The sequence below is a fragment of the Pseudomonas sp. IT-P258 genome (genome assembly GCF_949767825.1).
Taxonomy (GTDB): Bacteria; Pseudomonadota; Gammaproteobacteria; order Pseudomonadales; family Pseudomonadaceae; genus Aquipseudomonas; species Aquipseudomonas monachiensis.
In genome coordinates, this window is sequence record NZ_CATKPU010000018.1 from 81410 (window position 1) to 88616 (window position 7207).

4 protein-coding genes are annotated in these 7207 nt (G+C 60.6%); 1 reads left to right on the top strand and 3 read right to left on the bottom strand.

All coding sequences use genetic code 11. The features are described 5' to 3' along the window. Positions 1-9: 9 nt before the first annotated feature. The 3 genes from ACM6G4_RS06515 to ACM6G4_RS06525 form a co-directional block, all read right to left on the bottom strand. The gene (locus tag ACM6G4_RS06515) at positions 10-2193 is read right to left on the bottom strand and encodes a type I secretion system permease/ATPase (protein WP_414913295.1); all 2184 of its coding nucleotides are present in this window, start codon (positions 2191-2193) and stop codon (positions 10-12) included. Then, complete coding sequence (locus tag ACM6G4_RS06520; RefSeq protein ID WP_414913300.1) at positions 2190-3608, bottom strand: TolC family outer membrane protein; 1419 nt, start codon at positions 3606-3608, stop codon at positions 2190-2192. The genes ACM6G4_RS06515 and ACM6G4_RS06520 overlap by 4 nt, the downstream gene beginning before the upstream one ends. A gap of 244 nt (positions 3609-3852) precedes the next feature. Then, positions 3853-5784, bottom strand: a complete 1932-nt coding sequence (locus ACM6G4_RS06525) for a BapA/Bap/LapF family large adhesin (RefSeq protein WP_414913296.1) — start codon at positions 5782-5784, stop codon at positions 3853-3855. Here ACM6G4_RS06525 and ACM6G4_RS06530 point away from each other — a divergent pair. Further along, the gene (locus ACM6G4_RS06530; RefSeq protein ID WP_414913297.1) at positions 5764-7083 is read left to right on the top strand and encodes a hypothetical protein; all 1320 of its coding nucleotides are present in this window, start codon (positions 5764-5766) and stop codon (positions 7081-7083) included. The genes ACM6G4_RS06525 and ACM6G4_RS06530 overlap by 21 nt on opposite strands. Positions 7084-7207 lie beyond the last annotated feature (124 nt).

Genomic DNA, 7207 nt, shown 5'->3' on the forward strand with positions numbered 1-7207 from the left:
GTAGCCGGCTTACTGAGCCTGGTTCCGGGGCTTTGAAAGCCGGGCAATGGCGTTGTCCTTGGTGTCATCGATCACGACCAAACCGTTGTCGACGACGATGATGCGGTCCACCAGGCTCAGGACACTCATCCGGTGTGTGGCGATGATCAGCGTGCGCTGCGCCCCCCACTGGTCCAGGCTCTGTATCAACTTGCGTTCACTGGCATCGTCCAGTGCCGCGGTGGGTTCGTCCAACAGCACAATCTGAGGCTGGCGAATGATCAATCGCGACAGCAACAGCGACTGCCGCTGACCACCGGACAGGCCGAGACCGCCTTCCTGAATCATATGGTCCATGCCCAGCGGGAACTTGCCGATGAACTCCAGCGCACCGGTCAATGCCAGTGCGTCGAGGATTTCCTGGTCGCCGGCGTGGGGTGCCCCCATCATCAGGTTCTCACGCAGGGTGCCGTGGAACAGCCGCGAGTTCTGGGTCAGCAAACCTATATCTCGACGTACATCGGCCGGGTCGATATGGCTCAGCCCGACGCCGTCCAGGGTCAGCAAGCCCGAACTGAGGTCGATCATCCCGGCCATCGCCTGCAACAAGGTCGACTTGCCCGCGCCGTTGCGCCCGAGCACTGCGATGCGCTCACCCGGGGCAATCTTCAAGTCCTTGACCGTCAAGGCCGGCATCGGCGCCTCTTCGCTGTACTTGAACACCGCCTGCTTGAACTCATAGTCCCCTCGGACCACAGGCAGATGCACACGCTTGCTGCCTTCGGCTTGGTCGACCGGCATCTGCATGATCCGGTGCAGGCCCTGCAGGGCCACTTTGGCCTGTTGCCAGCGCGTCAGCACGAGGGTGATCTGTGACATCGGCGCCATCATGCGCGAAGCCAGGATCGACGCAGCTACCAGACTACCGGTGGTCATATCTCCGGCCATCACCATCGGCGCACCGAATACCACCACCACCGCAAATACGCCTCCTTGCACGCTCTGCGTCCAGGTCACCAGCCCACTGGTGAGCGTACGCGAACGCAGGCTGGCTTCGGCGGCGGTCGCGTTGTAGTGGTTCCATTGCTGCTGGAAACGCTGCTCGGCCTGCAGCATCTTGATGTCGTCCAGGCCTTGCACGGTTTCTACCAGCATGGCGCTGCGCAGCGAACTTTCACGCATCGACTGGTTGGCCAGCCTGGCCAGTTTTCTCTGCGACAAAAGCCCCGGGATCACCAGGAACATCACAGCGCCCAACGGCACGGCCACCAGCGGCCCGGCAATAAACCAGTAGATCACCACGAACATCAGGAAAAACGGCAGGTCGGCCAAGGCACTGGCGGTGCTGGAGGTAATCAGTTCGCGAAGCTGTTCAAGCTCGCGCAACTGGGAGATAAACGAACCGGTGGATTTCGGCCGGGCGCTATTGCGCAGGCGAATGGCATGACCGAAGACCAGGTCCGACACCCGCATGTCTGCGCGCTTGCCCAGCAGATCGGTGATCCGCACGCGCATGACGCGCAGGACGAAATCGAAAAACAGCGCCAGCGTCACGCCGCCGAACAGTACATAGAGTGTCGGCATCGATTCGGCCGGGATCACCCGGTCATACACCTGCATCGAAAACAACACCCCGGCCAGGCCGAGGATGTTTGCCGCCAGCGACGCCAACATGACATGACCATACGGCCGCATGTCGCGCAATATGATGCTCCGGAACCAACTCTTCTCGTACGGTTTGATGTAGTCGTCGACCCGAGTATCCCTGGCCGTTTGCACTGGCCGCAGAATCAGCGCCTTGCGCGCAGAAGCGACCAGATCCGCACGGCTGATGCGACTTTGCAGCCCCTGGTCACCGCAATAGACAATACCCAGTTCATCGTCGTCGCCGAGAGTTTGCAACACCCCGATTTGACCATCATCGAACTGCAGCACCAGGGGCAGGCGCCGCTGCACCAACAGCGACGTGGTGAAGTCGACGACTTTGAGGCTCAGCCCTGCCTGGCGAGCCATCTGGCGCAGCACCTCGTCGACACCGACATCTTTGCTCCACTGCGCAGCGATGCGCACATTCTGCGCCGAACAATCCAGGCGATTGTGCCGGGCAACGACCAGTATCGCCTCCAGCCAGCCTTCGTAACTGAGCTCGCTGGCCACCTCCAGGTTCTGGGGTTCGGTGGCGCTCTGGGTATCAAGGTTCACGGCATCGTTCATGGTCGAATCTCCACACCTTGGATCGTGCTGCTGTCCAGATTGAACGCCGTGCGCAAGGCGCTGCTGTTATAGAGGCAATCGATTTCCAGACGGTGCAGATCGGCGGCAGTATTGGCCCGATCCATGGCAGCCTGGTGGATTTCCTGCTCGGCGTTCAGCAGATCGAGCAGTGGCCGCGTGCCTAACTCAAGGTATTGCTGGCGATACAAATCGCGGGTTTCAGAAATGCTGCGCTCACGAAAATCCAGGGTCGTCAGGCGCTGTTCGAGGCTGGAGGTTTGATCCCGCGCTTCGAGCAAACCCTGGCGTACCGCCAGACGCGCGGCGTCGTTGGCCGCCTCGGCCGCCCGCAATGCTTGGGCCGCTGCCGATTTGCGGGCATTAATTGCGCCGCCTTGGTACAGCGGCATCTCGACGTTGAGAAAGATCCCGTAGCGCGTGCGGTCGCGTCCGCCAACACTGCCATCTTCATCGTTGTTGTCCAGGTACTGGGTGGCCGTGGGATCCAGCGACACCGTCGGCATCGCTTCGGCCCGGGCCTGGGCGATCTGGGCCTGGGCATCGACCTGCTGGGCCTGGGCGATCAACAGCGAGGGGGTCAGCACCTCGTCGGCGTTGATACCCTGGCAGGACTGGCGCAGCGTGCCCGGCACCTCGGTCGTGACACTGACCGGTGCTCGCGCGCCGAGCAAACTGCCCAGGCTGCTGCGCCAGCGGTTGTACAGCGCTGTATATTGCAACTGCGTGGCCACCGCAGCCTCGACCCGCGAACGCGCCTGGATCAGATCGGAGCGGGTACTGGCGCCCATGTCGCTGCGCTTTTGCGCCAGGTCAGCAATGGCTGTCAGCCCCTTGACCTGCGCCCGTGAAATATTGAGCAACGCCTGGTAGCGCTGCAGTTCAATCACCGCAAACGCGGTATCGCGCGCCACCTGGTCGATGGCCAGCAAGACCGAAGCCTGCTTGCCATTCACCCGGGCCACGGCACTGTCCACCGCACTGTCTACCTTGCCGAAGTCATACAGCATCTGCGAGGCCGACAGGGTGAAGGCCTGGCTTTGACCGTTACCGGTCAGGCCGCTGTCATACCCGGAATTGAACCCGCCACGAATCTGCGGGTAATAGCCGGCCCGGGCTACAGTGACATTGTCGTTTTGTTGGTAAAGCTGACCGATCGACTCCGCGATCGCGGGATGCCAGGCAACAGCCAGTTGTATGGCGCGCGGCATCTCCAGATTGTCGGGGACAGCACGATTGGGGGCAGCCGGCTGGCTGGCACCAAACGAATCACCCGGTAAATTCTTGCCCACATCCTTGGGGCTGATGGTGTTGATACTTTCGGGTTCGTAGTCACGTGTCAGTGCTACGGCCCGCTCTATCGTCAATGGCAGTACAGCGACGGCCAACAACGTCACAAACAGGAACTCGAACCGATCCTTAGGTTTCAAGTAATGCTCCACATCAACTTGTGATGAAAAGATAGACGCTTATTTGCCCTGCTACTCATTCAATTTCAGTGAGATGCACGGCATTACTCACATTCGCTGTGTAATGCCAGGCGGCGCAGAATGCACCGCCTGGAACATTACAGTTGACTAGTGAATGAATGAGACGAGAACGCCAGGCCTTGCGGCCTGATGCTCCCCGCCAGCAACGTGGTTAAACCACGTTGACGCCACTTTGTACCCAGAGCTGATGGGTTTCATCTTCCTGGCTGGTGTACACCACGTACTCCTGCCCGTTCTCCAGTTGAGTAGTGCCCTCCGACCAGTTGCCCGTCAGATGGACGCTGTCTTGCTCGTCACCCTGGATAAACAATCTATCCGTCTCGGGCGCCGTCACTGCCAACAGGTCCTCCAGACTCACGGTCAGATCGACCGCACTGAAGTCGTTCAGATCGATGCTCTCGATGTTGCTGACTTTACCGACCAGCAAGCTCAAGTTAATCGTCGCATCACCACCGTCCCACAACAGGGTGTCGAAACCAGCCCCGCCATCCACCGTTGCAAACTCGGTGTCATGGATCGCGATCTGATCAGCACCGTCGGCACCTTCGGTGATCGTGGCCGATGACGGTTCCTGCTCGAACGAAGCTGCGGCGAAGCCTGGGGCTTCGGTAGCAGGATTGCCCGGATTGGCATCGTCCCAGACCAGATCAAGATCCGGCGAGTCAAGGCGTACGTAGAGCGTGGCGGTGTCCTCCTGGCCACCTGGGGTGGTGAGTTTGTAGATGAAACTGTCCACTTTACCGAGGTCAGCCAGCGCCAGGCCCGGGGTCGGCGTGTAGCTATAGTCCCCGTCTGCATGCAACGTCAGCGTGCCATATTGACCCTGCACCACGGCTCCGGTTTGACCCGGTGTGACGTAGACCCCGTTGATCAATACACTCAGTACCGTCAACGTCGAGCCGAGGCTGTCTGCGGCGGAGTGAGCGCTGAGCGCGAGGATGTTGCCCGTTGCGGCGATAGCTGCACCTGTGACGAACTCCGTCAGGTGAGTGGTGGTCAGCGTCTGGGCCACTGTGATCGTGCCAAGTGTTGCCAAGGCCCCCGTCGTTGACGTCACTCGATACTGACCTTCACCCAGCGTGAAGGTATGCGTCGAAGCAGTCGTACTTTCGCCAGGCACTTCGTTCCATGTTGTACCGTCCCACTTCTGCAGGACGATGGTTGTCGTAGGGAGTACCCCGACACCCGCGAAACTGCGACTGACAAAAAGCTCTGCCGTCGTGTCGGCATCGACCACGAAGGATTGCCCTGTACCTGTCTGGGTACCGAAGAGTGCCGGTGGTGAGTAACTGATCGCCGTCAGGTTTTCAGTCTCTACCAGGTTGTCGCGGTCAATCAGCGTCGCTCCGATGTCATCGGTGGCAACCACCTCCACGACACCCGGTACCGATGGATCGGTGGGACTCCAGATGACCGTGGTGTCGGTGCTGTCGATACGCACGTACAAGATGGCCGAAGCTGTCCCGCCCGCTGCTGTCCCCAGTTGATACGCGAAGGTATCAACCTTGCCGACGTTCGCCGCATCGCCATTTGGCGTGTAGCTGTAATCACCGTTGGCAAAGATCGTCAGATCACCATACAGCCCGTGCACAACGGTACCGATCGCAGGATCAGTACCGACAACGATACCGTTGACTTCCTCCACCGACGCATCCGCTGCAGCCCCTGGAGAGTCCGGTACACCGGTCAAGCCCTCATCGGTGATGACGTTACCGCTGACCTCACCACCCGTCACATTGAAGTCGACCAGGCTTTCGTTATCGACGCTCAGCTGCGCTGTAGCGGTTGCACCAACTGCCACGAGAGCAGGGTCCATGGAGAGCGTAAAGCGATACTGACCCGCCGCCAGACCATCGATTTTAGCGCTGGTATTACCCGAACCGAACAACCCAAGCAAATCGAGCAAGCCACCGTCCACGCCACCCTGATCAACCGGAGTCCAGCCGCCAGCTCCGTCGCTGACCTCAAGTGTCGCGGTGAACCCGCTACCCAACACAGAGACCAGATCGCCCGAACCGAAGGACAGATTCAAGATGCCGGTGTTTTCATCCGTCACAGTGAATTGCTGCGACAACGTAGGCACACCGAGCTGAATTCCACCTACATCCAACAACGTGAACACTGTCATGTTGTTGAGCGCGGTGTTGGTCGTAACCGGAGTTACGGTCAGTTCAGCGGTTGCGAGGTCATCGAAGGCTTCCAAATCCGCGTCGGCATCGGCGTCGGCGTCGGCGTCCGCATCGGCATCGGCATCCGCATCCGCATCCGCATCCGCATCCGCATCCGCATCCGCATCGGCATCGGCATCGGCGTCCGCATCGGCATCCGCATCCGCATCCGCATCCGCATCAGCATCAGCATCAGCATCAGCATCAGCATCAGCATCAGCATCAGCATCCGCATCAGCATCGGCATCGGCATCAGCATCGGCATCGGCATCGGCATCCGCATCCGCATCCGCATCCGCATCAGCATCCGCATCCGCATCCGCATCAGCATCAGCATCAGCATCCGCATCAGCATCCGCATCGGCATCGGCGTCGGCATCGGCGTCGGCGTCGGCGTCGGCATCGGCGTCCGCATCGGCATCCGCGTCGGCATCGGCATCCGCATCGGCATCGGCGTCGGCGTCGGCGTCCGCATCCGCATCGGCGTCGGCGTCCGCATCGGCATCGGCGTCCGCATCCGCATCCGCATCCGCATCCGCATCCGCATCCGCATCCGCATCCGCATCAGCGTCGGCATCCGCATCCGCATCGGCATCGGCATCGGCATCGGCGTCCGCATCCGCATCGGCATCGGCATCGGCATCGGCGTCCGCATCGGCATCGGCATCTGCATCGGCATCGGCATCGGCATCCGCATCCGCATCCGCATCCGCATCCGCATCCGCATCCGCATCCGCATCAGCATCAGCATCAGCATCAGCATCAGCATCAGCATCAGCATCCGCATCCGCATCCGCATCCGCATCCGCATCCGCATCCGCATCCGCATCCGCATCAGCATCCGCATCCGCATCCGCATCCGCATCGGCGTCCGCATCGGCGTCCGCATCCGCATCCGCATCCGCATCCGCATCAGCGTCGGCATCGGCATCGGCATCGGCATCGGCGTCCGCATCCGCATCCGCATCCGCATCCGCATCGGCGTCCGCATCGGCATCGGCATCGGCATCGGCATCGGCATCAGCATCAGCATCAGCATCAGCATCAGCATCAGCATCAGCATCAGCATCAGCATCAGCATCGGCGTCCGCATCTGCATCCGCATCCGCATCCGCATCCGCATCTGCATCTGCATCTGCATCGGCGTCTGCATCGGCGTCTGCATCGGCGTCCGTGTCATCAATATCCGGTGCAATTACGTCGGTCGGGGTTGAGACATTTTCTGCAACATCGGTCAACATCGCCGTGAGGGTTTCACCATTGACTTGCGGGGTGGTCAGCACCACCTCGAAGTTGCCATCGCTACCAACCGTGCCGGTGCCGATCACATTGCCATTG